Origin of the sequence: Sphingobacterium sp. LZ11T8, assembly GCF_024261425.1 — a bacterium.
GTDB lineage: Bacteria > Bacteroidota > Bacteroidia > Sphingobacteriales > Sphingobacteriaceae > Sphingobacterium.
In genome coordinates this window covers 1-26,411 of record NZ_JANBZY010000007.1, presented here as the reverse complement: position 1 = coordinate 26,411, position 26,411 = coordinate 1, and the positions used below count along the sequence as shown (strand labels likewise).

Annotated in this window: 22 protein-coding genes; 11 read left to right on the top strand and 11 right to left on the bottom strand. The window is 40.2% G+C overall.

Annotation, left to right across the window (positions count from 1 at the left end):
* Positions 1-26: 26 nt before the first annotated feature.
* The 3 genes from NLF99_RS15660 to NLF99_RS15650 form a co-directional block, all read right to left on the bottom strand.
* Positions 27-1,019, bottom strand: a complete 993-nt coding sequence (locus tag NLF99_RS15660) for an FKBP-type peptidyl-prolyl cis-trans isomerase (RefSeq protein ID WP_185213458.1) — start codon at positions 1,017-1,019, stop codon at positions 27-29.
* Between the two features lie 27 nt (positions 1,020-1,046).
* Entirely contained in the window at positions 1,047-2,054 is a 1,008-nt protein-coding gene (locus tag NLF99_RS15655) for a bifunctional oligoribonuclease/PAP phosphatase NrnA (RefSeq protein WP_254529474.1), read from the bottom strand.
* A gap of 116 nt (positions 2,055-2,170) precedes the next feature.
* Positions 2,171-4,819, bottom strand: coding sequence for a hypothetical protein (locus tag NLF99_RS15650; RefSeq protein ID WP_254529473.1), 2,649 nt, complete (start codon positions 4,817-4,819; stop codon positions 2,171-2,173).
* 132 nt (positions 4,820-4,951) lie between these two features.
* On the opposite strand from NLF99_RS15650, the gene NLF99_RS15645 reads away from it, so the two are divergent.
* Together NLF99_RS15645 and priA are read left to right on the top strand one after the other, a co-directional pair.
* Positions 4,952-5,341 carry a DUF423 domain-containing protein gene (locus tag NLF99_RS15645; protein ID WP_185213461.1) on the top strand — a complete coding sequence of 130 codons (390 nt, stop codon included), beginning with the start codon at positions 4,952-4,954 and terminating at the stop codon, positions 5,339-5,341.
* Between the two features lie 154 nt (positions 5,342-5,495).
* Positions 5,496-7,976 carry a primosomal protein N' gene (gene priA / locus NLF99_RS15640; RefSeq protein ID WP_254529472.1) on the top strand — a complete coding sequence of 827 codons (2,481 nt, stop codon included), beginning with the start codon at positions 5,496-5,498 and terminating at the stop codon, positions 7,974-7,976.
* Here the strand turns inward: priA and NLF99_RS15635 are convergent.
* The 4 genes from NLF99_RS15635 to NLF99_RS15620 all read right to left on the bottom strand — a co-directional run bounded on the left by NLF99_RS15635 (position 7,970) and on the right by NLF99_RS15620 (position 13,237).
* Positions 7,970-9,169, bottom strand: a complete 1,200-nt coding sequence (locus NLF99_RS15635) for a PepSY domain-containing protein (protein ID WP_254529471.1) — start codon at positions 9,167-9,169, stop codon at positions 7,970-7,972. The two genes, priA and NLF99_RS15635, sit on opposite strands and share 7 nt — an antisense overlap.
* Complete coding sequence (locus NLF99_RS15630) at positions 9,170-11,503, bottom strand: TonB-dependent receptor (protein ID WP_254529470.1); 2,334 nt, start codon at positions 11,501-11,503, stop codon at positions 9,170-9,172. It lies immediately after the preceding gene.
* A 130-nt stretch (positions 11,504-11,633) separates the two neighbouring features.
* Positions 11,634-12,284: a DUF6266 family protein gene (locus NLF99_RS15625; protein ID WP_254529469.1), complete on the bottom strand. Its 651-nt coding sequence runs from the start codon at positions 12,282-12,284 to the stop codon at positions 11,634-11,636.
* Between the two features lie 95 nt (positions 12,285-12,379).
* The gene (locus tag NLF99_RS15620; protein WP_254529468.1) at positions 12,380-13,237 is read right to left on the bottom strand and encodes a DUF4886 domain-containing protein; all 858 of its coding nucleotides are present in this window, start codon (positions 13,235-13,237) and stop codon (positions 12,380-12,382) included.
* 178 nt (positions 13,238-13,415) lie between these two features.
* Here NLF99_RS15620 and NLF99_RS15615 point away from each other — a divergent pair, with 178 nt between their 5' ends.
* The 3 genes from NLF99_RS15615 to NLF99_RS15605 all read left to right on the top strand — a co-directional run bounded on the left by NLF99_RS15615 (position 13,416) and on the right by NLF99_RS15605 (position 16,445).
* Positions 13,416-14,072 (top strand): protein-L-isoaspartate(D-aspartate) O-methyltransferase, encoded by a 657-nt coding sequence (locus tag NLF99_RS15615; protein ID WP_093101430.1) that lies wholly within the window; start codon positions 13,416-13,418, stop codon positions 14,070-14,072.
* A gap of 129 nt (positions 14,073-14,201) precedes the next feature.
* Positions 14,202-16,022 (top strand): DNA mismatch repair protein MutS, encoded by a 1,821-nt coding sequence (locus NLF99_RS15610; RefSeq protein ID WP_254529466.1) that lies wholly within the window; start codon positions 14,202-14,204, stop codon positions 16,020-16,022.
* A gap of 21 nt (positions 16,023-16,043) precedes the next feature.
* Positions 16,044-16,445, top strand: a complete 402-nt coding sequence (locus NLF99_RS15605; protein WP_185213468.1) for an acyl-CoA thioesterase — start codon at positions 16,044-16,046, stop codon at positions 16,443-16,445.
* Between the two features lie 3 nt (positions 16,446-16,448).
* Here the strand turns inward: NLF99_RS15605 and NLF99_RS15600 are convergent, their stop codons facing one another.
* The 3 genes from NLF99_RS15600 to NLF99_RS15590 all read right to left on the bottom strand — a co-directional run bounded on the left by NLF99_RS15600 (position 16,449) and on the right by NLF99_RS15590 (position 19,597).
* On the bottom strand, positions 16,449-17,525 hold the full coding sequence (locus tag NLF99_RS15600; RefSeq protein ID WP_254529464.1) for an NADH:flavin oxidoreductase/NADH oxidase: 1,077 nt from the start codon (positions 17,523-17,525) through the stop codon (positions 16,449-16,451).
* 124 nt (positions 17,526-17,649) lie between these two features.
* Positions 17,650-18,024, bottom strand: a complete 375-nt coding sequence (locus NLF99_RS15595; RefSeq protein WP_185213470.1) for a DUF779 domain-containing protein — start codon at positions 18,022-18,024, stop codon at positions 17,650-17,652.
* A gap of 70 nt (positions 18,025-18,094) precedes the next feature.
* The gene (locus NLF99_RS15590; RefSeq protein ID WP_254529462.1) at positions 18,095-19,597 is read right to left on the bottom strand and encodes an aldehyde dehydrogenase family protein; all 1,503 of its coding nucleotides are present in this window, start codon (positions 19,595-19,597) and stop codon (positions 18,095-18,097) included.
* Positions 19,598-19,772: 175 nt separating this feature from the next.
* Here NLF99_RS15590 and NLF99_RS15585 point away from each other — a divergent pair, with 175 nt between their 5' ends.
* A complete protein-coding gene (locus NLF99_RS15585; RefSeq protein ID WP_254529460.1) occupies positions 19,773-20,696 on the top strand; it encodes a helix-turn-helix domain-containing protein in 924 nt (307 codons plus the stop codon).
* Here the strand turns inward: NLF99_RS15585 and smpB are convergent.
* Positions 20,683-21,138, bottom strand: coding sequence for an SsrA-binding protein SmpB (smpB, locus tag NLF99_RS15580; protein ID WP_185213473.1), 456 nt, complete (start codon positions 21,136-21,138; stop codon positions 20,683-20,685). The genes NLF99_RS15585 and smpB overlap by 14 nt on opposite strands.
* A 309-nt stretch (positions 21,139-21,447) precedes the next feature.
* On the opposite strand from smpB, the gene NLF99_RS15575 reads away from it, so the two are divergent.
* The 5 genes from NLF99_RS15575 to NLF99_RS15555 are packed head-to-tail and all read left to right on the top strand — an operon-like array spanning position 21,448 to position 25,890.
* Entirely contained in the window at positions 21,448-22,659 is a 1,212-nt protein-coding gene (locus tag NLF99_RS15575) for a pyridoxal phosphate-dependent aminotransferase family protein (protein WP_185213474.1), read from the top strand.
* 12 nt (positions 22,660-22,671) lie between these two features.
* Positions 22,672-23,793, top strand: a complete 1,122-nt coding sequence (locus tag NLF99_RS15570) for a hypothetical protein (RefSeq protein ID WP_254529458.1) — start codon at positions 22,672-22,674, stop codon at positions 23,791-23,793.
* On the top strand, positions 23,790-24,788 hold the full coding sequence (locus tag NLF99_RS15565) for an NAD(P)-dependent oxidoreductase (protein ID WP_254529456.1): 999 nt from the start codon (positions 23,790-23,792) through the stop codon (positions 24,786-24,788). Before NLF99_RS15570 ends, NLF99_RS15565 begins: the two co-directional genes overlap by 4 nt.
* Before the next feature lie 13 nt (positions 24,789-24,801).
* The gene (locus NLF99_RS15560; protein ID WP_185213477.1) at positions 24,802-25,500 is read left to right on the top strand and encodes a CDP-alcohol phosphatidyltransferase family protein; all 699 of its coding nucleotides are present in this window, start codon (positions 24,802-24,804) and stop codon (positions 25,498-25,500) included.
* Positions 25,501-25,503: 3 nt separating this feature from the next.
* Positions 25,504-25,890 (top strand): GtrA family protein, encoded by a 387-nt coding sequence (locus NLF99_RS15555; protein ID WP_185213478.1) that lies wholly within the window; start codon positions 25,504-25,506, stop codon positions 25,888-25,890.
* The last annotated feature ends 521 nt before the right edge of the window (positions 25,891-26,411 follow it).

The window sequence follows — 26,411 nt, the reverse complement described above, 5'->3', positions numbered from 1 at the left end:
TATAAATTTTGTAAAAGAACTCCTTATTAGTTAACTGGAGTTTCTACTGGAGCACCTGTTGGAGCTATAACTTGTGGAGTATCACCTTTTGGACCAGGGATAATATCCAATACTTCAACGTCAAATACCAATGGAGCATAAGGAGGGATCAAGTTACTTTGCTGACGCTCACCATATCCTAATGAAGATGGGATAATCAACGTAGCTTTGCCACCTTTTTTCAATAATTGAAGACCTTCAGTCCATCCTGGAATAACAGGAGTATGACCAACACGTACGCGCAATGGCTCGTATTGTTTCATTGGGTGGAAGATACCTTTTTCTTTAGCTACCTCAGGGTTGCTAGTATCGAAGATTTTGTCGTTTGTCAAACCACCTGTATAGTTGATAACTACTGTATCACCAACAACTGGGTTTGCGCCAGTACCTTCAGTTTTGATTACGTATTGAAGACCAGTTGCAGTTTTCTTAGGTTGCAATTTGTTTTTCTCAACGTATTTAGCAATTTTTCCTTCTTCAGATTTTTTCAGACCTTCCATTTCAGCCAAGTAGTATTTGTTTACTTGTTCGAATAAAGCTGAATCTGTTAAGCTTCCTTTTTTGAAAAGTTTCTTAACCTTGATAGTAAATTGAATGTATTTATCTGCGAAGTCAGGTTTTGGTTGGCCTGTTTTAGCAGCCATAGTATCTAAGTCCAATTTGAATGTTGCACTATCACCTTCACCTAACATTTTCAAGATCGTGTTGTTGTCACCAGCGTATCCGCCTTGAACCAATGAATCAGGGATTACAGGGGCGATCTGTGGCAATCCTACATCATAAGTACTTGCCAATAAAGAGTCACGGTCTGTTTTAACAACAATATCCATGGCTAGAACATCTCCACCTACAGCTTTTTCACCACCTTTGTCTTCGAAGAATTTATATTCTAGACCACCTTCACCTTTTTTGAAACTTTGGCATGATGAAGCTAGAAAAAGACCAGCTAATGCTGTTAATACTAAAATCGATTTTTTCATTTTTTTATTTATAACGCTTATTATATTCTATTTTAAATAACTTGAGTACTCCGGAAGGATAGATTTGAATTTTGCTACCACATCTTCCAACTTCTCTGTTGAATTGCCACCCGCGGCATTCAAATGCCCTCCACCATTGAAATATTTCCTGCAGATCTCATTGCAAGGGATATCGCCAATCGAACGCAAAGATAATTTAATTAATTCAGTTCTATCAATAAATAAACCGGCTAATCTAATCCCTTTTATCGATAATGCATAGTTCACCAAACCTTCGGTATCGCCGGTGCTGACATTGAATTTCAAAAGATCATCTTTGGTCAATGAAAACAAGGCCGTATTGTATTCGGGAATCACCTCCAAACAGTTCAAAAGGCTATAGCCTAAGAACTTTAAACGGTTTTCTGTGGAACTATTGTATATATTCTCATGAATTTCCCAATTCTTTGCACCTGCATCGATCAGGTTGGCAATGATATGGTGAACCGCAGAGGTGGTAGACCTGAAACGGAATGAACCGGTATCCGTCATGATCCCTGCATATAAACATGATGCAATTTCAGCAGTGATGGATTCTTTGTCGTGGTAGACATCTGCAATAAAGGTGTAAACCAACTGTGCCGTTGCTGCTGCGCTGGAGTCCCAATACTCAACGGTTGCGAAATCTTCTGGATCTAAATGATGGTCAATCATCCATTTCTGGCCTTTGGCCTCACGGATTATGGGTTCCAGAATATTGGTCCTCGAAAGGGCACTATAATCTAAACAGAAGATTATTTCTGCTTCATCAAATAGTTTTTGGGATTCCTCAGGTTGATCAGGAAAGTATATTAGGTCTGCAAAGCCAGGCATCCAGCTTAAAAAGTCTGGAAAATCAGATGACAGCACAACATTCACCTCATGGCCTTTTCCTTTAAGCCAGTGAAATAGTCCTAATGATGAGCCTAAAGCATCTCCATCGGGTTTATGATGAGTGGTAATTATTATCTTTTTAGGTCTGGAAAGCTCTTCTAAATATTCTTCTCCTTGTAGCATACGTTTTTTGTGAATGCAAACCTAATGAAAAAAAGTTTGCAATTAAAAATTTTTACGGCTTAATATCTTACTTTATTTAAATTATCGCCAATCTAAATCAATTGAAAATTAGTCTGTTAATGTCGGAAGGCGTAGATTTTGTAATCTCGCTTTGTCGTTAATAAATAATTGCCAGAATTGTAATTGATTTTGCCGTAATAGAACAGTGGTAATCCTTCCACAGGGAAGCCGTCTGCCAATGATCCATTTTCAGCAAATAGATAGACTAAATTCTCTTGGTCTGCAATTCCAAGTTGAAACATACTGCTGGAAACCGGGAAGAAATTAGGTTCTGCATCTATATTTTGGGTGAACGTATAGTCATAAAGTTGTCTTGGGCTGTCTCCAAGTTCTAAAACCTGAAGGTAGGAGCCATCTACTATGATCAATTCTGGAGCAGTGGTACCATTGATATTTTCAAAGTAAGCATCATAGCCTTTTTTCCATTCCCCATTCAGAACGACCTTGCTTGTTCCGTCTGCCTTTATTTGGTGTAATTTACCCTCATTATCTGTGCAATAAAACTCATAATTATTTTCCTTGTTCACTATTCCCATCGAACCCACAAACGTAACATCCCCTGGAATGTCAATTTCCTTTGTTTTATTGCCAGTTTGGTCAAAGAAATAAATTCTTCCGAAACTGCTGGCAACCACGGCCTGCTGGTCAATAAAGTGAATTGGTCCAAGAAGTTCACCTTCTATTCTTGCATTGTCCCATCCGCTGACCGGTCCGCCTTCCATGTCATATGCCATTATCCTGTCCTTTGCAGGGATCAAAATGATCTGTTCACCACTGAACTCCGCGATGGTTGGACTTCCTGTAGGTTCAGAAGAAACACTGGTGGAGAAGCCCTGTAATGTTTTTCCACTGGTATCGAATCGATATAATCTCCTTCTGTCGGTAACCAATAACAGACTCCGGTCGGCCAATTGTTTTGCCTTGCCAACAATTCTACCCGAAAACACGGAGGACCATAGTTTATTCCCAGAAGGATGGATGGCATGCACTGTATGGTCTTGTTCCTGTACGAGGATGAATTGGGAAGTATCGGAATGTTCAAAAACATAAGGGCCATTGATCAACCTACTGCCCATATCATAAGTCCATTCGGGAGTCACTCCCAATCGGTTTTTACTTTTATAGATGGCGTAGAACCGGCTGATGAAATTCCCTGTATTTCCTGATAATTGTAAAGACCAAGAATAAAAATCCTGGAATCCATATTCATCATCGTCCCTGAACTTACGGCTATATTCAGATTTCAAGGTGTTATTAATGAAGTTGCCGCCGTTTTTAGTATTGATAAAGAAGGTGACATTGGCCTCGTTGCCCTGTATTTGTTCATAATTCTTAAAACCTAGACTCGCAACCAACAAATCCTTGTTTTTCCATTTGCGCACATATTCCTGCACTGTGGATAATTGATTTGCCATGACTAGCATATCATTGATACGTACGAAATATGGTCTTGAAAAAGCTTTAAGTCCTTCCCCAAAGTAACGATAAGGAATATTGGCAAATCTAAATCTATAAGTACTATCACTTACGTTTTCCGCAATATTATCGATGATCTCATTCAGTTTGCTGCTGTCCTGAATGGTGATGAAACCTAAATAATCAGAATTGCTCTGCTCAGCAACAGCAAAGTTGCCAGCCAAGGTTGACTGGAAGTCTGCCAATAGACCTTCCCGATTGTTGTTGATTTCCTTGGCTTGTCCCTGTAATTGCTGGAAGTTATCCTGCTTGGATTGCCAGATCGCTAGGTCTTCAAACCAAGATTTGGAATCACTGAAAGAGTACTCCACATACATCATGGTATTTGAAGGGAAATAATTGTATAAGCGTTGGTTGGTTTTGCTTTGGTTTGCAAAAAGTCCAATATACTCGCTATCCTTATCAACCAGCTGACTTTCACCCGTCAGCATCAGGGCGTCTTGTTTGAAATTGATGTTCCAAACGGTTTCTCCCTTTAGATTTACAAATTGCCTTAAGAAATCACCGGGGCGATTTTCCTTGAATACAGAAATGAAGGATGCGATGTTTTGTTGGGGAACATAAATGGTAAATGGCGCATTCCGATTGTTATGTTCATTAAAGAAGGTAACCTGCTCTTTTTTAAGTTTTTCAACTTTCTTGTCATTTACTTTGACCAAAAGTCCCTTGTTGAAACTGGAGAAGAAGGTATTTTCCTGGTAGGTCACATAAAAAACGGAGTCCAGTTTTTTGTCATCCTTGAAAGTCGTGTCCTTTTCGATGTTCTTGAATTCATAGATGCGTATTCCAGCTGTATCGGCAGTATTTACTTTATACTTTTTGCTCAGGGTAAGGAAGGTCTGATCCAATACAGATTGGTCGACTTGATCCATGCTATGGATGCTAAACAAGGTGCTTATTCCTTTTTTCTCTGGATGGAAAGACATCAAGATTTCAGCTCCTCCAACCAATGGAGACAGTTCTTTGTTACGAAGTAAGTTTTGTTTCAGTTGTTTGAGTTCATGCATGGCGTGTTTGCCCAGCATGGCTTCAAAAATCTCAAAATCCTTGAAGATATTGTCTGTTGTTGCATCATTTAGGAATGATGCGATTAAATAGGTGTCCTCCGGCAAATGCTGTACTGGTCCTACGTATTCTTGTTGTTCCTTGTTTAAATCCCCAAAGTAAAATACCGACGCAACCACCACCGCAATAAATAGAAGGATTGAAACAATTATTGTATTTCTCATGGACGAATAGTCTTCCTTTTGTTTGTTTTAGTGTTCAATATAGACAAAATTGCAAAAATAGGAGTGCTTTTTAAGAAGTTATTTTATACATTTATAAACGAAAAATCATAAGCGATTATTTTAGCTTTATTTATGAACAAACAAATTATCCTAACTGCTTCTTTTTTCGGTTTGTTAGCTGTAATACTTGGTGCATTCGGTGCACATGGTCTTGAAGGTAAGATTTCTGAGAAACAACTAGAAACTTGGGGTACTGCAAATCAGTACCATTTCTATCATACCTTGGCACTTTTATTCCTATCCACATTTTCTAGAGCAAAAAGCCAGTCCATTAAAGTTTCGTATATCATGTTCACTATCGGTATATTCCTTTTTTCAGGGTCCTTATACCTGTTGAGCACAAGAAACCTACTTGGCATTGAAAATATCTCTGTTATTGGTCCGGTGACTCCTTTAGGAGGACTATGCTTTATGGTCGGCTGGGTTGCCTTGTTCATTGCAGCAATGAGAAATAGAGCTTAATCTGTATTGACTATTCTCAAAATAGAATTGAAAAAGGCACCATTGGTGCCTTTTTGCTTAGCAAGGCTGATTATTGTCGAATAATAAATCAATAACAGGCAAGCATGCTCCCTATACTGAATGCTATTAATAAATACTATTATTACCTTTGTTTATGTCTCAACTGGATTTAACGGCTCCTGGTCGTGTCACTTATTTTGTAGAGGTTATTTTGCCATTGGCGATTGCTAAGTCCTATACCTATCGAGTTCCTTTTGAATTGAATGATAAGGTAGCAGTAGGAGTTCGGGTGATCGTACAGTTCGGTAAGAACAAGATTTATTCAGCTGTGGTCAAGAATATCACGACTGAACCTCCTCATCAATATGAAGCCAAATATATCTTAGATGTTGTAGACAATGATCCCATTGTCAATGAAACTCAATTGCAGATGTGGGATTGGATCGCAGAATACTACATGTGTTATGTAGGTGATGTGATGCAGGCGGCTTTGCCAGCAGCCCTAAAAATGGCCTCTGAAACTAAAATCGTCGCATCAGATGACCCTAATTTAGATCGTTCTTCGCTTTCAGATAAAGGCTATATGATTCTTGAAGCCTTGGATCTTGCTGGTGAGTTGACGGTAAACGATGTCATCAAAATCTTAGGTCAAAAAACGGTTTTCCCTTTATTGAGGAACCTATTTGAACATGGATATATCCTGATCTCTGAAGAAATCAAGCAGAAATATAAGGCAAAAACCAAAGCTTTTCTGAGGTTAGCCTCCGAATTCAATGATCCGGAGGGTAGACGGGAATTATTGGATAGTTTAAATCGAGCTCCAAAGCAACAGGATGCAATCATTGCATTCCTCCAACTTATCAAAACAAAGAATGATGTCAGCAGACAGGATATCATGGAAGTTTCCGGTTCAGGAGCTGGTGCAATAACCGCCCTGATCGATAAAGGTGTCTTTACAGTTGAGGAAAAGGTGGTCAGTAGATTTGAGGGTACGGATGTTCTGTTATCTCCAGACTTTAGTTTTAATCCAGCCCAAGAACAGGCCTTTGATGAAATCAATAATTCCTTTGCTGAGAAAGATGTTGCCTTGCTCCATGGAGTAACGGCTTCTGGGAAGACCCAAATTTATATCCGTTTGATTGAAGCTGTGCTTCGAGAGGGTAAATCTGCATTGTACCTATTACCGGAGATTGCCTTGACAGCACAGATAACTGAACGCTTGAAATTGCATTTTGGGGATCAATTGGGTGTTTACCATTCAAAATTCAATGACAATGAGCGTGCAGAAGTAAGGCATAAAGTAAATAAGGGTGAGTTTAAGGTAGTCATTGGCGCGAGATCCTCTGTTTTCCTTCCTTTCCATAACCTAGGGTTGATTATTGTGGATGAAGAACATGAGAACTCCTATAAACAATATGATCCTGCTCCAAGGTATCATGCCCGAGATACGGCAATTTACTTGGCTCATCAGCATCAAGCAAAAGTTCTATTGGGTTCTGCTACCCCTTCAGTGGAGAGCTATTACAATGCTAAGGCCGGTAAATATGGTCTGATTGAATTGACGGAACGATTTGGTGAGGCCAAGCTGCCGACAATCGAAATTGTGGATATTGCCGAAGCTGGCCGAAAGGAAGAGATGTACTCTTATTTTAGTCTGAAGCTATTGAAGGCCATTGAAGAAACTGTTCAAAATAAAGAACAGGTGATCCTGTTTCAAAATAGAAGAGGACATACGCCATTTTTGCAATGTGGCACTTGTGGATATGTGGCTAAATGTGTGAACTGTGATGTTAGTTTGACTTACCATAAAACCAGTAACCTGATGCATTGCCATTATTGTGGCTTTTCAGAAGAACTGGTGCAGACTTGTCCAGCCTGCGGATTGCCAAATATGCAGAGCAAAGGTTTTGGAACAGAACGAGTGGAAGAGCAGTTGGAAATCCAACTGCCTGATCTGCGAATTGGACGCCTTGACCTGGATTCCACGAAAGGGAAATATGGTTTTGATAAAGTCATTTCGGCTTTCGATAATCAAGAGTTCGATGTGTTGATCGGAACGCAGATGATCACGAAAGGGCTTGATTTTGGGAATGTCAGCTTAATTGGGATTATTAACGCCGATGGAATGATCAATTTTCCAGACTTTAGGGCATATGAAAGGGCATTTTCTTTGTTCTCACAGGTCTCAGGGCGTGCTGGAAGAAGGCAGTCGGAGGGAAGAGTGATTATTCAAACCAATACTCCAAACCATCGCATCCTCGAGCAGGTCACCAATCATGACTACATGGCCATGTTTATGGCTGAAATTACGGAAAGAAAGAATTATCAATATCCACCTTTTTATAGATTGATCAAGCTTGATGTAAAACATACCGATCAAGATCTTGTACATGATGCAGCAAAGAGATTAGCGTCCCTACTGAGACAGCAGTTAGCTGAACGTGTCCTTGGGCCAGAACCCCCGCTTGTCGCTCGGGTAAGGAATAACTTTATTCAGACCATTACCTTGAAGATTGAACGGAAGAACATTTCTATTTCGAAAGTAAAGGAACTCATCAAACAGGCATTATTGCATTTTGATTTGGATAAGAAAAACAAGGGCGTCCGCGTTCAGGTCGATGTAGACCCTTATTGATTGGATTTCAATAAATCACGCTTTTTAATCTGCTTTTCTGCCTTTCTTTTTTGCCCTTTTACCTTATTGCGCCAAACCACAAATCCTGTAATTGGTAAGCTCGCGCAAATTAAAGAAATAAGGAAAGCCAGGATTTTTGTTGGCAACCCAGAAATATTGCCCGTATGGATGTCGTAATTTAATGTCCCAATTCGGTCACCAGCTTTTAAATTTTCGGAAGAAGTTACCTTTTCAATATTGTTTTCTTTTTTATTGAAGTAATACCATCTAAAATCACCAGTCTTCATTTCCGTCATCCTGATCTGAACATCAAAAGTTTCGTCTTCTGCTTTGCTACTTCTAATGGACATCATTCCAGCATTGGAATACTTTTCCAATAGGAAGTGGAGCGCATTATCAAGCTGTTCACCCTCTGGATAATAGTTGGGGATTTTAAAAGGTTCTCCTTCAAGCTTCTTGATTTCAGAGCCATCAAAGGAATTGAAAAATGAAATGTAGGCCTTTTTAAAGGAAGGATAGGTAAAAACCAGACCCGTGATAGCTAAAACCAATGAAATTAGAAAAGAATAAAAGCCTAAAACATTGTGCAAATCATAGTTTAGCCTTTTCCATTTCGATTTCCAATCTATCCATAAACTGCGTTTCAACGGTTTTCCTTTCCATCTTTTTGGCCACCAAAGGACCATTCCAGAAATTAGGATGACGACAAAAATAATGGTTGAGATTCCAACAACCCATGTCCCGTATTTATTGCCCAACAACAGGTTCATGTGCATCTGCAAAATAACTTGGAAAAATTCGGTTTTCGAATTCTCCACAAAGAGTAGATCTCCAGTGTATGGATTTAAAAAGATCCTTTTATAGGTCTTGAAGTAATTCCAATAACCAAATGCATCGGGATCAATTTCCTGAACGCGAAAAATCCAACTCCTGTTTTTTTCCGGATACAGATCAACCCTAGAAATGGACTCGCCATCATTTAATTGTTTGCCGGCAATTTCTTTAAGTTGACTTAGGGGGAGGGCCTCACTAGAATGATAGCGTTGATCTAAAATATATCGATCAGGATAACAAACTAACTTTAGCTCATCAAAGAACGTGTATACACAACCAGTCAGACCTAAAATGACAACAACGATTCCTGTTGTGAGGCCTAACCATTTATGCAACCAAAGGATGAAGCTTTTTACCATTTAAAATCGATAATTAATATTTAATGATGCGGTAGTCCCAGTACCTTTTACATATTCTGCATCCACCGCCCTGTACTGACTGATGACCGGGTAATAATCCTTGTTCAATAGGTTTTCCACACCAAGTCCAAGTCCCCATTGTTTGTTGATCCTATAGCTCGCTGATAAGTTGAATAGGTCTATGGTTTTGATCGGACCTTCGCTGTTTTTGTAAATGCCTTTATCATTGCGTTCAAAACGATCTCTAGAACCTGTATGTATCCAATGTAATTGTAGATTTAATGCATCAGTCGGTGTATAGATCAGGTAGGCTGTAGCTTTGTTCGGAGCTATCCTCGTGCCGTTGAGGTAGTGAGATACCTGTTCAGAGTCCTCTGCTTTTCCTTCCACGTGAGCAAATGTTCCGCCTATGGTCCATTGCTTGGAAAGCTCGGCATTCAAAGTAAATTCTAGTCCCTGTACTTTTTCAGGTAGGCGCTGTGCCACTAAATATCCGCCAACATCTACTAATTCAACGCCCATCTTTGAAGTGCTATAGTAATAGGATGCCGAGAAATTGAATATACTGTAATGGCTAGAAAATCCTATCTCGTAGTTATTGGTGATTACTGGGTCAGTTTTGATACTATCCAGATCATTGTCGGTTGCCCTTCTTACGATTCTTCCCAACTCGTTGATGGCAAAGCCTTGGGAGAAGCTAATGAATGGATTGAATATTTCATATTTATTGTATCGAAGTCCAGCGTTGAATGTTGCTCCTTTATAGGGTATTTTTCCTCCAGTCACCGCGATACTGCCTTCGTTGTTAGGACCTGTAGCGATAGTATTGAAATCCTTGATTTTCACTGTAGCATTTTCATACCTTACACCTCCCTTTAAAATCAGGTTTTCTAACACATCAACACGCAATTGAGCATATGGTGCTATGTTCACCATATTCATATCTGGGATATAGATACGTCCATCCGTTAAATTTTGGTCAGTTACATCATTCAGCAGGTCTAATCCGTAGGTGATATCGGAATTGGCATTGAATAGCTTAAAGGGTGTGTTCAGGTTAAGCCTTAAACCTTTTTTCTCTGAATTAATTTGTGTTTGCCCCGGGCCATACCAAGCAGTTCCTTTCTCAATATATCTATTCATTGAGCGAAAAGTATTATAATACAAGGAGGCCTGAATGGAAGTAGAACCTATTAAATTATTGTTGAAATAACTTAACATGGCATTATGGTTATATGGAGTACCTGTAGGTTTTCCTGGATCTTCACCTTTGATTCCAATAGTTGGAGTTTGCCCATATTTACCGGTTTGACTAATGTACTTGGCATGTTGAGAACTGTTGAAAAAATTGTACAGAACAGAAATACCCGAATTCTCATTAATATCATATCCTACCTTTAAAAAGGCATTGTACTGATGTGAATTCGATAGACCGTCCACCTGACCAAGAGCAATGCCATCGGCATCCCGCTGGAGACCATTATACTCAGCTGTACCACTGATTGTATAATTCCATTTATTTGCCCTTCCAAATAATGTTTGATCAAATCGATAGCCTATGGTCTCTGAAGAATGGATAGGGTTTATTATGCTTCTTAGATTGCTGCTTCCAGAAATTGCCTTGTTTGCATCCTTATTGGTTTTTGTAATATAATTGATAATACCTCCGGCAGAACCATTGCCATAAATGGATGTTGCCCCTTTGATTACTTCCACTCTTTCAATTACTGAAGGATCAATAGACCTGATATCTCTAGCTCCATTCATTAACGGAGTAGACTGCGGAATTCCATCAATAAGCACTAGAACAGACCTACCCCTTAGGGTTTGTCCGGTATTGGTTGCCTTATTGCTACTTACCCCTAAACCAGGAATGCTGTTACCCAAAATATTGGAAATATTCGTGTTGATTTGGCTTTGAGCTTCAATCTCTTTGCTCGTTAATATCGAAATGGAAGATGGGACTGTTGAAATATGTTCAGGTTTGCGACTTGCTGTAACTACGATCTCATCCAAATCATTTTTTTCCTGCAGGGTAAAGATCAGTGGCTGTTTTACAGTGTCAGGTGAAATGGTATGAAATAGGGTTAAATAGCCCGAATGGCTGATCTGTAGGTTTAATGGTAGTTTGAACTGTTCATAATTGATAAGGAATGATCCATTATTATCTGTTTTTCCTATGGTTTTTCCATTTACCTTAATGTTAACATCGGCTTGTCTACCCGAGTTTTCATTATTTACCTGGATTTCCAGTTGTTGGGCGGTTAAAGAAATTGGAAAAATCAGGAACAGTAAAAGCTGGGTTTTCGTTAACAATTTGTATAGGTAGTGCATCTTATTTTTATTTAGAACAATTATAAATTGCGCCAAATTTATATAATCTCCCCTTATTTACAAAAGCCCAGATTAAATAATATTATATTTTTTTGTTATTAAGCTATTTACTCTTGGCAATCCGCCTAATTTATATTTCCCCCAGGTACAAACTATTTGTACAATTATAGCTGCCGTCATTAGATAAAAAAGCAACATACATATGATAAATCGCATTCTTATTGTGTTTCCTTAAGAAGAGGTGTTGTTGTCTTTCCACTAAAAGGTTCCCATTTACCATACCGTAGATTTTATTGGGCCCATTAATTTCCGGTTGAAGTAGGATCATGATCCTATAACCTTCCATACCATAAGCACTAGATAGAACTTTATCGTAATCCCAAGAAATCCTAAATGAATCCGAATCATGACATAAGTTGATTTTGACATCCTGGATCGGATTTTCAAAACCTCTACTGATACTGAATTTCTCCCAATTCAGTTCAAACCTAGATTCCTTTTCAAGAACGGAATGTTTAAAATTATACGACATGGCAGCTTGATAGCTGGTCCATCCATTATTATAATTTTTAAACCCTAACCGGATATAGGGGAGGATCTCCGCAATGTATGCTTTGAGAAAATTAAATTTGGAGTCTGATTTTTTCTTTGGAAAGATCCTTTCCTTGGTCAATCTTAATTGAGTTGGGTTTGTCGCGATTGGACTTTTGTTACTACTGTAAACAAAAAATCCCACCTTTCCATTAAGTGGGATTTGATTTCCATTTTTTAAAGTTGCCATATCACACCTGTTTGTTCTATTCTAAACTTACAAAACAACAGCCTTCAAAGCAAGTTAACATGAAATTAAATTTCTTTTAAGTAAATGTTATTAATCTACTTTTTTACTCTTGATACTTTAAATGGTTTCTTCACAGCCTTTTTTGCGGCTTCCTTTACAATCTTCGCCTGTAGATCCGTCACCTTTTCGGGTTTATAGTCTGTTTTCGTGGGATCAAGGTCGAAAAGTTTAGCATACCAAGTCAGTGCAGCCGCAAATCTACCATAGTCCAGGTTCAAGTGATAACCATCGCGAGTGAATTGGTCACCAATGGAACTGGTCCTTCCATTCTGGATGGTAGTGCCATCAGGAACGATAAAGCCATAATCACCAGTTTTTTCTAATCTCGACGTGACGCTCATGATGCTGTCGTACATGTTTTTCTGACTATTGTCATAGTTAGTAAAGCCTTCATGTTTAGAGTCCTGTTGGTAGGCCCATGTTTGGTGATAAACGAGTTTGGTATCTGGATGGACATGTGCAAATACATACGTCCAAAGGTCGGTTAAGGTTTGCATAACGACATTGTACTTTCCAGAAAGTGGTGAAGCCTGTTGCAAGCTCACATAATCCCAGTTTTCATCTGCCAAGGCATCTTCAATACTGGTCTGTTCCGTAGTCTTTTTGGAACCGTCCATGCTTATTTTTCGATAGCTGTACGCTTTCAGGTTATTGTGGGCATTTTTAAGGTGCAGGTCTAGTGGTGCACCTCCGATATATAAATTGCCAATAACAATCTTTTTGCCTGCAGCAGTGGATAACTCATGTAGGTAATTTTCTAGGGCATCCTCGGAGAAGCTATTCCCTATCGCAAGGACCTTCATGACATCATCATCGTTCGGAGAAGTCTCCTGAGCAAGTACTACTTGAAACTGCAGTAATATGATAAACAGATAAATAGTCAGTTTTTTCATTCTATCAATTTTTTGGGTGAGGGCCAGGAATATTATTTTTTAATTTCCTAGACGTATAAAAGTACAAAAAATAAAGCTTAGGGATATTTTCTTTCTCATTTTTCAGAACCGTTCTGAGCTTGAATGTTTTGCATTTTAACCTTAATAATATGGTAAAATAAGGGTAATTTTGAGACATATGGCTTATAAGTTTATAGACAATTACCGGGAACAGGGCGCAAGGAAGCAGTTGGTGAAACATCTCGAAAAACGTGGGATTGAAGATAAGAAGGTGTTGCAGGCAATTGCAAAAGTCCCTCGTCATTTCTTTTTTGATGAAACCTTCTGGAACCAAGCTTACCGGGATATTGCATTTCCAATCGGTGATGGCCAGACGATTTCCCAACCCTACACCGTAGCTTATCAAAGCCAATTGCTGCACATCAAAAAAGGTGATAAAGTCCTGGAGATCGGTACGGGTTCTGGTTATCAGACCTGTATCCTTATGGAATTGGGAGCTGATGTGTATACCATTGAGCGTCAGGAAAACCTTTACCATCGAACCATTCAGGTATTGCCCTATATGGGCTATAAGCCAAACTTTTTCTTGGGCGATGGTTCCAAAGGTATCCCCGAAAAAGCACCCTATGACAAAATCATCGTAACTGCCGGGGCTCCCTTTGTACCTGAAAAAATGCTGAAACAACTTCGTTTGGGAGGTCTTTTGGTTATCCCTGTAGGTGATGAGAAATTCCAAAAAATGGTCACCATCCTTCGAGTAGGTGAAAACGACTTCGAAAGAATCGAACTCGATACCTTCAGGTTCGTGCCTCTTGTAGGGGATCAGGCTTGGTAGTACCGAAGATTTGAGATAGGAGATAAGAGATATGAGACGTCTGTAATGGCGTCTTTTTTGTTTTTAAAGCTGAGATTAATCTCATTACTCACATCTCAATTCTCATATCTAATACCTACCTTAGCTCCTATGAGTGCAGATTTCTACCAAAGCAATGTCAATAGGACCAAAGAGGAAATAAAATCATTAGAGAAGCAAATCAATAAAAATGCCTTTCTCCGTTTGGGGCTAATGGTCCTTGGGGCTATAGGTATTTGGCAACTGTTCTCCCTGAACAATATCTTTCTGGTCTTGGGTGCTTTTCTATTGGTTATCTTTCTCTTTGCATTCCTGGTATATAGACAGGCAAAGGTGGATCGAAAACTGCAGGAGGCAAAAGTCTTTTTGAGTGTCAATGAAAATGAACTGCATGTTCAAGACCGTAAGAAGAACATGTACGATGATGGGGAGGCATTCGAAGACCCTAAACACCCCTATAGTTCAGACCTGGATATATTCGGCCCTAATTCCTTGTTCGAGCTGGTCAACCGTTGTGCGACAAAAGATGGAGTTGCGGTTTTGCATTCATGGATGGACGCTCCATCTAACAAAAAAGAGATATCTGCAAGGCAGGAAGCGGTTCAGGAACTGAAAGCAGACCCTGAACATCTGCAGGCTTTCCAAACCAAAATGTTGTTCAATCTAGGCTCCAAGATCAACTTAAGATCCTATATCTATAGCTATTTCCACGATAAATCTTTCCAATTTGGCAACGCCTTCTATAGAATGTATGTTCCCATAGTTCCATGGATATTTTTGGCTGGAATCTTGTTTTCTGTGTTTGTCCATAATATTGGAGGCTATCTCCTAGGCTTAGGTATCATCCACCTGTTATGGACGATGGCCCAAGCCGGCAAGGTCAGCCATTTCTCCAATAAGATCGATAAGATTGGCGTATCATTGATTGGATTTGCCGATGCCATCAAATTGATGGAAGATAAAAAGTATACAGCTGCCTTAAATCAGGAGCTTCAAAAAAAGATCGAAGTAGACGCTCAGCAAAAGAAACTTTCCAGTATCATCAATGAACTGGGTAAGTTGATCGATAAATTGGACGTACGTAATAATATGCTGATAGGTGCCATCTTAAACATGCTTGCCCTGTGGGATTTTAAGCAGGTCATGGCCATCAGCAAATGGAAAGATCAATATGAAGATTCCATTCTGTCTGGTTTTGACGCTGTGGCAAAATATGAAAGTCTGGTCTCTTTATCCATCCTTGCGTACAACCATCCAGATTGGACACAGCCAAGTATTTTGGAGGATTTTGAAAAAGACCAACTCTTTGCTGAAGATATCAATCATCCCTTGATCCCAGCCAATAAATCCATTGCAAATGATTATGATGCCCATGACCATAAAATAGCGCTCATCACAGGCTCCAATATGGCCGGTAAGAGTACTTTCCTAAGGACAATAGGTATAAATGCGGTATTAGCCTATACTGGTGCTGTAGTCTGTGCCAAGAAGTTCGCCCTCCCAATCTATCAATTGGTGACATACATGCGGATCAAGGACTCCTTGAACGAAAGCACTTCAACCTTTAAGGCCGAATTAGATCGCATGAAATTTATCTTGGAGCGGGTACAGGATATTAAGTCAAGCTATTTCTTGATCGATGAAATGTTAAGGGGAACCAATTCCGTGGATAAATATTTGGGATCAAAAGCAATCATCAAGAAGTTGATTGAACTACATGGACGCGGAATGTTGGCCACCCATGACCTTCAACTTTCTGAACTCGTTAATGATTATCCGGGATACCTTAAAAATTATCATTTTGATATACAGGTGCATGGTTCTGAAATGTTGTTTGATTACAAATTAAAGGATGGTGCATGTACCATCTTTAACGCTTCGATGCTGCTGAAAGGCATCGGAATAGTCGTAGAAAGCGAAAAAGTTGATTAACTTTGCGGCTCAATTCATAAAATGACTATTCAAGAACGTATCGATCAAAGTGAAACACGAATTACCATGACTGTGTTTCCTTCCCTTACCAATCATCATGACACCTTGTTCGGTGGTAAAGCCATGGCGATCATGGATGAGGTTTCCTTTATGTGTGCTACTCGTTTTTGTAGAAAATCCCTCGTTACAGTATCTACAGACAAAATCGATTTCCATAAAGCTATACCTTCTGCAAGCATTGTAGAAGCTGTAGCCCGTGTAGAGACCGTCGGAAGGACAAGCCTAAAGGTTTATGTAGAAATCTTTAGAGAAGGTATGTATGAAGATGGTCGCGAACTGGCGATCCAAGGCCGTTTTACCTTCGTAGCTTTGGGAGATGACAAAAAGCCTATTCCAGTCTTGGAAGGTTTGGATGTAGAATAATTCCTATTCAATCTTTGCCCTTGCATATTGAGGTGCCCAGCTCTGCTGTACGCCCAATTCTTGGGCCCAAGTATAGACAAGGTGGGGATGTCGCAAGAATTCCCTGCCCAATAAAATCAGATCTGCAGCACCTCGATCTAGGATATCCTGTGCCTGTTTGGCACTAGTGATCAAGCCTACAGCTCCTGTCCCAATCCCACAGGCTTGTTTGACCTGATCGGAAAAGGGTACCTGATAACCTGGTTCAACTGGGATTTTCTGGAAGGATACAGCTCCTCCAGAAGAAATATCAGCCACTTCAACAGCTTTCCCTTTCAAGAGGTGGGTCAATTTAACTGTCTGTTCAATGTCCCAACCGCCATCTGCCCAATCGGTCGCCGATAAGCGGACCCATAGCGAATGCTCAGTTTTTAAAACTGATTTGATGGCATCTACGATTTCCAACAGAAACCTGACCCTGTTTTCGAAGCTACCTCCATACCCATCTTCCCTGAAATTGACCAGTGGTGAAAGGAACTGATGGATCAAATAGCCATGGGCGGCATGGATTTCTATGATCTGGTAACCAGCCTCAACTGCTCTTGCTGCTGCGTCCTTAAATTGGGCAATGATTTCTTGGATCTCGCTCTGGCTTAAACCAATGGGTGGATGTTCTTTTTCATGGTAAGGAATAGGAGAGGGAGCAACAGTCTGCCAACCATGTTCCTCATCTGGAGAAAATTGTTTCCTGCTTATCCACGGCAGATCCGTACTTGCCTTTCTTCCAGCATGTGCCAATTGGATCCCCGCTAGGCTTCCCTGACTTTTAATAAAATTGGTTATCTGTTTGTATTTTTTGATATGCTCATCCTTCCAAATCCCGAGATCGCCATAAGAAATCCGGCCTTCAGGACTTACTGCAGTCGCCTCTTGGATCACTGCTCCTGCACGTCCAATGGCAAATTGGCCGAGATGTACCAAATGCCAATCATTGGCAAAGCCATCAACTGCACTGTATTGGCACATTGGCGAAACAACGATTCTGTTTTTGAGTTCTAAATGGGAAAGTTTTAATGAAGAGAATAGGGAAGGGCTTGTCATCTGTTTTTCTGGGTTTAATAAATTCGACCTTTCATTAAATTTACAGATCATTTATCAAAAAAACAGCATAATTAGGGTTTATTGACTTTCAGAAAGCAATTGAACCCAAAAAGAATAATTTTTATTATTCATTCCGGATGACCTCAGGTAATTCCTTCAGTTCTTCCTCCGTAAATAACCGATAGTGGATCTTGAACGTTTTTCCCATAGGGGTTTCCAATGAAAATCCTCCTGGTCCAAACCCATCCAGTACATCCAATGTAAAATGTGAAAACTTCCAGTATTCGAAAAGATCGCGGTCTACCCAAAACTCAAAACCTTCGACCAGGCCTATCATGGCATCGTTCATCCTGGGATAAAATCCACCCTTTTCAAAGCACTGTGGTTGGGTTCCTTCACAACAGCCACCTGCTTGATAAAACATCAATGGGCCATGCTTTTCCGCTAATTCCTTGATTACGGCTTTCGCATTTTCGGTTACATCTATCCTTGAGATCATAATTCTAGCAGTTTTAAGAAAGGGGTTATAGAGCATAACCCCTTTTCACACATTTAACTATTAAACTCTATTAAAAGAATCCAAGCTTTTCTTTGCTGTATGAGATGAGCATGTTTTTAGCTTGACGGTAATAGGCTAACATCATTTTGTGGTTCTCACGTCCTATGCCGGATTGTTTATAACCACCAAATGGAGCTCCTGCAGGATAACTGTGATATTGGTTTACCCAAACACGGCCAGCCTGAATGGCTCTAGGGACCATATACAATTCATGGGCATCACGGGTCCATACACCTGCTCCTAAACCATAAATGGTGTCGTTCGCAATGGCGATGGCCTCGTCTACATCCTTGAAGGTCGTAACGGCCAATACAGGGCCGAAGATCTCTTCTTGAAAAATGCGCATCTTATTGTTCCCTTTGAATAGGGTAGGCTTGATGTAGTATCCGTCGTCGATATCCCCACCTAAGTGGTTTTCATCGCCTCCAGTCAATACTTCTGCACCTTCCTCTTTTCCTAATTTAATATAGGACATAATTTTGTCCTTCTGTATTTTGGAAGCTTGGGCTCCCATCATCACGGTTGGATCCAATGGGTTTCCAACTTTGATCTGGTTCACTCGTTCAATGACGCGCTCTATAAACTTGTCATAGATGGACTCTTGGATCAATAACCTAGATGGACAGGTACAGATCTCACCTTGGTTCAGGGCAAACAATACTGCTCCTTCGATTGCTTTGTCCAAAAATGAATCATCTTCGTCCATGACAGACTCAAAGAATACATTCGGTGATTTACCACCTAATTCCAAGGTAACCGGGATAATGTTCTCCGTAGCATATTGCATGACCATTCTACCTGTAGCAGTTGATCCAGTAAAGGCAGCTTTCGCTACTTTCGGATGGGTCACTAGATGTCTACCTAATTCTGATCCAAATCCATTTACTACGTTTATTACTCCCGGAGGAAGCAAGTCGCCAATGATTTCCATCAATACCATGATGGATGTAGGTGTACTCTCTGCCGGTTTGAGGACTACGGTACAGCCCGCAGCCAAAGCAGGAGCCAATTTCCATACGGCCATCAAGATCGGAAAGTTCCAAGGTATGATCTGTGCCACTACACCGATTGGCTCATTAACGATTAAGGATACCGTTGTGCTATCCAATTCAGATAATGATCCTTCTTCAGCTCGGATCACTCCACCAAAATAACGGAAATGATCAATTGCCAATGGAATATCGGCATTCAATGTTTCACGTACTGCTTTTCCATTGTCAATCGTTTCTACAATGGCAACCTGTTCCAAGTGCTGTTCAATACGGTCTGCAATCTTGAATAAAATATTGCTGCGTTCCGTTGATGAGGTCTTGCTCCAAGTTTCAAAAGCCTTGCTTGCTGCTTCAACAGCTTTATCAATATCCACCTTTGTGGAATGGGCAACCTGTGTAAATGGTTTGCCATCTATAGGGGAGATATTGTCAAAATATTTTCCTTGAGTGGGCGGAACGAAGGTTCCATTAATGTAATTATCGTAACGCTCTTTGAACGTTGGTCTATTTAATGCGCTCATAGTTCTGTGTTTTTAATAGTTTATATTGGACTCTTTCTCAAATTTACCAAGAGGCAATTTTTTTATATAGCATTATCGTCGCTAATCATAGCATAATATTTTCAAATAGCTTGTTTTTTGATTTTGTTTACTTTTTTTTATTTTTGGTTAACAGCCAATTATAAAATAGAGTCGTATGGGAAAGAATAATTTAGTCCGAGAGCTTCCTTATTCGTCGGAGAGGGAATTGAACACGTTGGTTGAAAATAGACGTGCGTATACATTGAACAATTTTGAGTTGAATGTGTATGAAACTTATCAACCGAGCCACTTGGTACCCCTACAGTTTAATGATATGGTCATTATCAATATGCTGAAGGGAAAGAAAATTATGCACCTCGAAGATGTGCCTGCCTTTGACTATCTCCCTGGAGAAACCCTCGTGCTCCCTGCTGATAGATCCATGAAAATTGATTTTCCTGATGCAAAGATAATGGAGCCCACCCAATGTACGGCCTTGTTGATTTCTGCCGATAAAATCGAAGAAACCATCGATTACCTGAATAATGCATACCCTAAAATAAATAATAGCCTTTCCTGGGATTTCTCCTGGAACAAGTTCCATTTGGTAAATACCGATGAACTGGCAAGTTTGACCAATAAATTATTTAGCAATATGATCAGCAACGATCCTTTTAAGGATGTACTTGCCGATCTACTGTTCAAGGAGCTGTTGATTAGGATTATTCAGCAACAGCAATTAGGCGAACTGGTTGAACCTCATTCAACAACTAATGATGAGATGTCTAACCTGAAAAGATATATTAGGGAAAACCTAACGGAAAGAATTACCATTGAAGACCTAAGCCGAAAGGCTAACATGAGCAAGGCTACGCTCTTTAGGATGTTTAAGGATGAATATGGGATTACTCCGATGGAGCTCGTCATTCGGGAACGCTTGCGGAAGGCAAAGGAAATGCTGAGTGCGAATATGTCTATTAAGGAAGTTTGTTACGCGTGTGGCTTTACCGATGTCAATTATTTCAGCCGATTATTCAAGGCTCGGGAAAATATGACTCCAGGTAATTACCAGCGAAAAATAGATATTAGCGTTTCATAGCGCGGTCCAATTCTCTCTTACTTTCACGCTCTTTAATGGTTTCACGCTTGTCGAAATCTTTTTTACCCTGTGCCAGGGCGATCTCTACCTTGGCAAAACCTCGATCGTTGATGAAGATGCGCAATGGTACAATGGTAAAGCCTTTTTCTTCTCCCTTTTCACGCAATTTCTTCAGCTCTTTCTTGGTTAAGAGCAATTTACGGTCTCTTTTGGATTCATGGTTATAGAATGATCCAAATGAATATTCAGCGATGTGCATGTTACGGATGTAAAGGCCATCTTCAAAAAAGGCACAGAAACTATCATTGATGTTTGCTTTGCCTTGACGGATGGATTTTATCTCGGTACCCAGTAAAGCTAAGCCCGCAACATACGTGTCAAGTAGGTGATACTCAAAGGATGCGCGTTTGTTTTTAATGTTAACCGTTGATGAAATTGCCATTTTTATTAATTATATTGAAGCACAAATGTAAGAATTTATGAAATTTTGCAAAATTTCCATGTAATATACACTAAACATTCTCTTAATATTAATTTAATTTTATGATATTTATATGTCAAATGAAACATGATTTGAGGTTTAAGTTTTGTATGTTTGCGTCGATTTTTTGTAAAGAAAGGTAGTAAAAAGTAATATAAACATGATTTAATTTATGTGAATAGAACTTGTTTTGTACCTTTGTGGGATTTTTGACGATTTTTGTTAAAAGTTCAAAAAGTAAATATTATTGAGAAAATAGATACCTGACGAATGAGCAAGGGAAAATTAAACGAAAGAACTGCGCGGTTTTTAAATGGCGAGTTAGGAGATATCAAGTCAAAAAACTTATATGCTTATTTTAGACCGATCCAATCTAAACAGGATACCGAAGTAAAAATTGACGGCCGCAGAGTATTAATGTTTGGTTCGAATTCTTACCTAGGACTGACGACCGATCCTCGAATTATTAAAGCTTCTCAGGATGCCCTTGAAAAATACGGTACTGGCTGTGCTGGTTCCCGTTTTTTAAACGGTACGTTGGATATCCACGTGGAACTGGAAGAGAAACTTGCTGATTATGTCGGCAAGGAATCAGCTATCCTTTTCAGTACAGGTTTCCAATCTAACTTAGGACCCCTTTCTTGCTTAACGGGTCGTCATGACTACATCCTTTTGGACGAACGTGATCATGCCTCGATTATCGACGGCTCCCGTTTGTCATTCTCAAAAGTTATTAAATACGCTCACAACAATATCGAAGACCTGAGAGATAAAATCTCCCGCCTTCCTGAAGAAAGCTTTAAGTTGATTGCAACTGATGGTATCTTCAGTATGGAAGGTGATATCGTAAAATTACCTGAACTTGTTCAAGTAGCTAACGAGTTTGATGCTGCAATATTATGTGATGATGCCCATAGTTTAGGCGTAATCGGTCATAACGGTGCAGGTACGGCAAGCCACTTCGGTCTGACCGACCAGGTTGACTTGATCATGGGTACTTTCAGTAAATCCTTGGCTTCATTAGGCGGTTTCGTTGCGGCAGACAGTGATACCATTGAGTTCTTGAAACACCGTGCCCGTTCATTGATGTTCAGTGCAAGTATGACGCCTGCTTCTGTAGCTTCAACATTGAAAGCATTGGAAATTATCCAGACAGAACCTGAGCATATAGAAAGATTGTGGGCGAATACCAACTATGCTAAAAAATTGTTGTTGGAAAACGGATTTGACCTTGGTGCTACCGAAAGCCCAATCTTACCTGTTTTCGTTAGAAACAACGAAAAAACATATATCGTTACTAAAATGCTTCAGGATGACGGAGTTTTTGTAAACCCTGTCGTTGCTCCTGCAGTTCCGGCTGAAGAATCCCTGATCCGTTTCTCCCTGATGGCTACACATACCTTCGATCAAATCGATGAAGCTGTCGAGAAAATGACCAAAGTGTTCAAAGCATTGGAAGTTGAAAGTTTTATTAGTGAATAAAATCAGATAAAAGTGATTACTATAGTTCCTGTTGAAAGCAAAAAACAAAGAGCAAAATTTATCGATTTTCCTCATGACCTTTATGAAGGAGATCCAAATTATGTTCCAGAGCTTTTTGTTGCACAGGATGATATGTTGAATCCCGCTAAACACCCGTTCTATAAGCATTCATCCGTGCAATTGTTCTTGGCTTATCAAGATGAAAAGATTGTCGGGCGGATTGCAGCAATTTACAATACAAACCATAATCAGTTTAATAATGTAAATGAAGGGCAATTCGGTTTCTTTGATTGTGTAAATGATCAGGAGGTTGCCGATAAATTGTTCCAAGCTGCTGAAGCCTGGGTGAAAGGAAAGGGTGCAAACAATATGGTGGGGCCCATCAACCTGTCTACCAATGACAGCGTGGGTCTTTTGGTTGAAGGTTTCGATAGGCCTCCAATGGCCATGATGCCTTATAATCCCCCTTATTACCAAGACTTGATCTTAGCTGCCGGCTTCGTTAAGAAAGTGGACCTGAGGGCTTACCTGGTAAATAAGGAAAACTCAAATAAACGCTCTGTTCTCCTTTTGGATAAATTGGAAACTAGACTGAAACGTTCTGGAATCATTCTGAGGGAAATCAACATGAAAGATTTCGCAAGGGAAGCCGATAAGATCAAGAAAGTCTATAATAAAGCCTGGGATAAAAACCTAGGGTTTGTTCCCATGACAGATGAGGAGTTTATGCATACCGCAAAAGATTTGAAAATGATCGTTGACCCTAAGTATTGCATTGTGGCAGAAAAAGGGGATGATATCATTGGATTTGCGCTAGGGATTCCAAATGTCAACGAAATCCAGATCAAGATCAAACGCGGCAGGTTGTTCCCAACCGGTATCTTTAAGCTATTGTTTGGCTTGAAAAAAGTAAAATCTGTAAGGGTTTTAATGTTAGGGGTGCTGGACAATTACAGGAAATTAGGTATTGAAGCCTGTCTTTACGGACGGATCATCAAGAATGCAATCCCATCGGGAATCGTCGAAGCGGAATGTTCCTGGATGTTGGACCACAACTACCTCATGAATCACGCTATTGAACAGATCAACGCTGAATTTTACAAGCGCTATCGCCTTTTCGAAAAAGCGATATGAAAAAAAAGATTTTCATAACTGGTGCGAGTGGTTTTGTTGGCTCTCACCTTGTTGAGGCTGCCCAAAACCTAGGTCTTGAGGTGCACGCTGCGGTTCGTAAATCCAGCAAAATCCAAGATATACAGCCCTATGTCGATCAGTTTGTCTATCCCAACCTGGGAAATCAGGAAGAATTAAAAGCACTTTTCGAAAAAGAACAGTACCATTATATCATCCATGCCGCTGCAATGACTAAGGCTAAAGATGAAAATATAATGCGGGAAGTCAATGTTGGCTATACAGATGCTATTCTGTCGGCGGCAACTGCGGATATCATGCCTTTGGAAAGGATCAGTTACGTAAGTAGCTTGGCAGCCATCGGTCCGATTCCCTACAGCAGTGACCAATTGATCACCGAATCAACGCCATATCGCCCATTGACGGTGTATGGCAGGAGCAAGGAAGCTTCTGAATTGATGATTCAGGATAAATATCCCGATGCCCCAATTTCCATATTCCGCCCAACGGCCGTATATGGACCCCGCGAAAAGGATATTTTTATCCTTTTCGATACAATGAACAAAGGATTGGACCCCTATATCGGGAAAAATCCACAGAAATTGAGTTTTATCTATGTCAAGGACCTTGTTGACGTACTGTTGAAAGGTTGCATGGTAAAACAAGATGGACTCCAGATATATAATATCAGTGATGGCGAGGTCTATTCCCGATATGCCATGGCTGAGATTTTCAAGGAAGTCCTGAACAAACGACTATTCAGAATGCATGTTCCATTAAGTCTGGTGAAAAGCGTTGCCGAACTCTCACAAAGACTATATCGCAACTCATCCAAAACTCCCGTCATCTACCCCGAAAGACTAAGAGAGCTAACCGCAGAAAACTGGGGATGTGATATAACACATGCAATGCAGAACTTAAACTTTGATCCCCAATATAAATTGGATGAAGGATTGAAGGAGAGTTTATTTTGGTATAAAGAAAATAAGTGGCTCTAAATTTTCAGTTGAAATGAGTGGACAAAAAATTAATAAAAAGCTTTTTCAAGACAGAAAGCGTACTAATATTTTAAGTAATCCGGAACAGAAGTTAATATCCTATCTCGTTCCTAAGATCCCCGCATGGATATCTTCTGATGGCCTGACTGCCATCGGTCTTTTCGGTTCTTTTATGATCCTGGGAAGTTTCTTGCTTGCAGAATATGTGAACATTAATTTCCTTTTCTTGGGTATCGTAGGTTTCTTCGTGCAATGGTTCGGGGACTCTTTGGACGGAAGGATCGCTTTCTATAGGAATAAATCCCGTAAATGGTATGGTTTTGCGCTTGACATCGTCATGGACTGGATCTCAACCGTGATGATCGGACTGGGTTATGTTTTTTATGCAACCGGTGATTTTAAATACCTTGGCTTTACCTTGGTGGCATTATATGGATGGGCGATGATCATCTCCCAATTGAGGTATAGGATCACCGACAAGTATACGATCGATGCCGGATTATTAGGCCCGACCGAAATCCGTGTCATCATCAGTTTGGTCATGGTCTTGGAAGTTATCGTTCCTGGTTCCATTAACTATTCGGTATTGCTGATCTGTATTATTCTGTTCTTCATTAATATTACCGACACCAAGAAATTACTGGATCTTGGGGATGCAAAGGATCTGGAAGAAAAAGCAAACAAGCTAAAGGAAACAGAGATTAAAGAATAAGACATGTCCGACAAACTAAGGGTATTTCTCAGAGCACAGCTGTCCGCTTTTATTGGCGGACTTTCTGATTTTGGGATATACACGTTTTGTTATACGGTACTGAAATTTACTGCCCCCTTTTCCAACGTGATCTCGGGAAGCTTGGGTGCCATTGTTAATTTTACCATCAACCGGTATTGGTCCTTTGGGAATACACAGAAATCCATTGGTAGCCAACTGTGGAAGTTTATCATCGTTGTTGTCGGTAGCATTACTCTTAAATCCTTGGGGATCCATCTTTTGGTAGACATCTGGCATTTGCACTTCCTGCTGTCCAAACTTATTGTGGAGATCATTGTCTCTTTAGGGTTCAATTATACGCTCCAAAGGTTTTGGGTATTTAAGCAGTAGTTTATATATAGATAAGATATAAAGGCCATCTTGAAATATTTCAAGATGGCCTTTTTGTTTTTTGTTCAGGATGCTGGAGGGGAGGGAACCGATTTTTGTTTCTTTTTGGATTGGAATTGAGGTGTTTTTTTGTGGCTCTCCTTCGGGACTCGTTCGGGGCATGTTCGGGAATGGTCCGGAGAGAACAGGTAAACCGGCCGGAGCGTACCCGAGGACGCATAGGGGATTTGGTCGCTCGCGTTGCGAATTTTCGGAATGTGGGTCGAATGAGGTCAGGTGGAAAGGGGAGAATTTTTGAACCAGGATTAAAGGGATTGGAGGATGGGCCAAGACCATGGAATGGCCCGGGAACCCTCCCGGTTGCCCCCTTTTGGCGGTATTTCCCCGTCTTTTGGAAAAATTATCTGGCAATGCTACAGCGAGTTAGCTGGCGGCGGTAAAAATACTTTGGCCTCCCCCTTGGAAGTGAACGTATTTTGTCCCTATCTTTGCACCACTCCGCAAGGGAGGGACGGCCCCAC